Consider the following 3086-nt stretch of genomic DNA (forward strand, 5'->3'; position numbering starts at 1 on the left):
ACGCATCCTGTTCTGACCATGAACCTGCCTGACCAGGCCGTTGGTCTGGCCACCCTCCGCCGTAACGACGGTGGTCTCCACCGTCTCACCACCTCCCTGGCCGAAGCGTGGGCCAACGGCCTGCCCGTCGACTGGGACACCCACCCCCCCACCACTGCCGGCCCTGCCATCCCCGACATCCCCGACCTCCCCACCTACCCCTTCCAGCACCGCCACTACTGGCTCACCAACACCCTTACCTCGCAGGGCCCCGCCCAGGATGCGTGGCGGTACCGGCTCGACTGGAAGCGCTTCGCGGTCGACGAGCGCGCGGAGCTCTCCGGGCGTTGGCTCGTCATCGCCTCGGAGGACTCCGCCTCGGACGAGGCCACGGCTCGGGCGACCGCCGTGCGGTCCGCGCTCGCGGAGGCCGGCGCCGACGTCGTGCAGGCGTCCGTGTCTTCACTGAGTGATCGGCGGCAGCTCGCGGAAACGCTGGCGGCCTACCGTGCCGAGGGCGCGATCGACGGTGTGCTCTCGCTGCTCGCGTGGGACGAGCGGCCGCATCCCGGCCACCAAGCTCCCTTCACTCAGGGTGTTGCCGCGACCCTCACCCTGGTACAGGCGCTGGGGGACGCGGAGATCGAGGCCCCGCTGTGGTGCGTCACCCGTGGCGGTGTGTCCGTCGGCCGCGCGGACCGCCTCGGCTCCCCGGCCCAGGCGATGGTGTGGGGCATGGGCCGCGTCGCGGCACTGGAGCATCCTGAGCGCTGGGGCGGCCTGATCGACCTGCCCGCCGAGCCGGATGCACAGGCGCTGCGACACCTGACCGCCCTCATCGCGGGGGCAGACGGGACGGGCGAGGACCAGGTGGCGGTCCGGGCGTCGGGCGTTCTGGCCCGTCGTCTCGTACGTACGCCCGCGGGCTCCCGCCGCACCGCCGAGCCGTGGTGGCGGCAGGACGGCACCGTGCTCGTCACCGGAGCGGACGACCCGGCCGCCGCCGAGACCGCGCGCTGGCTCGCACGCAACGGAGCCGGACACCTGCTCCTCACCAGCCCGGTCGGCGCGGAGGACGCCGGCTTGCCCGGCCTCGTCGCGGAGTTGGCCGACCTGGGCGCACGGGCCACCGTGTTCACCTGCGACCTCGCGGACCGGGACGCGGCAGCGCGACTGCTCGCGTCGGTGGACGGGGAGCACCCGCTCACGGCCGTAGTGCACATACCGCCTATGGTGGGATCCGACGCGCTGACGACGGCCGACCGGGACGGGTTCGCCCGTACCGTGACCGCGAAGGCGACCGGCGCACTGCACTTGGACAGTCTGCTCCGGGAGACCACGGCGGACGGGGGCAGCACGCCCACCCTGGTCCTCTTCTCCTCGGTCGCCGGGATCTGGGGCGGCGCCGGCCAGGGCGCGTACGCGGCGGGCACGGCCTTCCTGGACGCACTCGCCGAGCAGCGCCGCGCCGACGGATTCGCCGTGACCTCCGTGGCCTGGAGCCCCTGGGAGGGCAGCAGCACCATCACCGAAGGCCCGAACAGTGAGCGGTTGCGCCGGCTGGGACTGCGGCCACTCGCCCCCGGCGCGGCGCTCACCGCACTGGGCACCGTGCTGGACCACGGCGAGACCGCCGTCACGGTGGCGGACATCGACTGGACGAGCTTCGCCCCCGGTTTCACGGTTGCCAGACCGAGCCCGTTGCTCGCCGATCTGCCCGAGGCGCGCAGGGCGCTTGAGGAGCAGCAGGCTCCGACGGTCGAAGACACCCTTCTCAGCCGGGAGATCTCCACCCTCTCCGCCCCCGAGCAGCAGCGCCGCGTACTGGACCTGGTCCGCGAGAACTTGGCCGTGGTCCTTGACCACCCCTCGCCGGAAGCGGTCGACACCCGCCGTGCGTTCCGCGAACTCGGCTTCGACTCGCTGACAGCGGTGGAACTGCGTAACCGCCTCAGGAACGTCACCGGCCTCAACCTCCCGGCCACCCTCGTCTTCGACTACCCGACCCCGCAGATACTGGCGGAGTTTCTGCTCGCGGAGGTCCTCGGCGAGCAGGGCGGGCAGGAGTTGGCGCTCCGCGAGTCGGCGGTGGCCGATGAGCCGGTGGCGATCGTGGGCATGGCGTGCCGGCTGCCGGGCGGAGTGGGCTCGCCGGAGGACCTGTGGCGGCTGGTGTCCGAGGGCACTGACGCCATCTCGGAGTTCCCCCGGAACCGTGGGTGGGACGTCGAAGGACTGTACGACCCGGACCCGGACGCATCCGGTCGTACGTACTGCCGGGCCGGCGGATTCGTCGACGGCGCGGGAGAGTTCGACGCCGGCTTCTTCGGGATCTCGCCGCGTGAGGCGCTGGCGATGGACCCCCAGCAACGGCTGCTCCTCGAGACCTCTTGGGAGGCCGTGGAACGTGCGGGCATCGACCCGGTGTCCCTGCGCGGACAGGCAGTCGGCGTCTTCGCCGGCACCAACGGGCCCCACTACGCGACGCTTCTGCAAAACCCGCCGGAAGACCTGGAGGGCTACGTCGGCACCGGCAACGCGGCCAGTGTCATGTCGGGCCGCGTTTCCTACTCGCTGGGCCTGGAGGGTCCCGCGGTGACGGTGGACACGGCGTGTTCGTCGTCCCTGGTGGCGCTGCACCTGGCGGTGCAGGCGCTGCGCAAGGGCGAGTGCGACATGGCCCTCGCGGGCGGTGTGACGGTGATGTCGACGCCCACGACCTTCGTGGAGTTCAGCCGGCAGCGTGGGCTGGCCGCCGACGGGCGGTCCAAGGCGTTCGCGTCGTCGGCGGACGGGTTCGGCCCGGCCGAGGGTGTCGGGATGCTGCTGGTGGAGCGGTTGTCCGACGCGCGGCGTCGTGGGCATCGGGTGCTGGCGGTGGTGCGGGGCAGTGCGGTGAACCAGGACGGTGCCAGCAACGGTCTGACGGCTCCGAACGGGCCGGCGCAGCAGCGTGTGATCCGTCAGGCGCTGGCGGACGCGCGGCTGGCGGCGAGTGATGTCGATGTGGTGGAGGCGCATGGGACCGGTACCCGGCTGGGTGATCCGATCGAGGCGCAGGCGCTGCTGGCCACTTATGGGCAGGAGCGTGCCGGGGGCCGGCCGCT

At 72.4% G+C, this 3086-nt stretch carries 1 protein-coding gene; it reads left to right on the forward strand.

The window, feature by feature from the left end:
* Nucleotides 1-18: 18 nt before the first annotated feature.
* A partial coding sequence (locus AB0L74_RS34725; RefSeq protein WP_365661581.1) for a type I polyketide synthase occupies nt 19-3086 on the forward strand: 3068 nt, incomplete at its 3' end.

The sequence above is a fragment of the Streptomyces sp. NPDC052020 genome (assembly GCF_040680575.1).
In the GTDB taxonomy this organism is placed as follows: domain Bacteria; phylum Actinomycetota; class Actinomycetes; order Streptomycetales; family Streptomycetaceae; genus Streptomyces.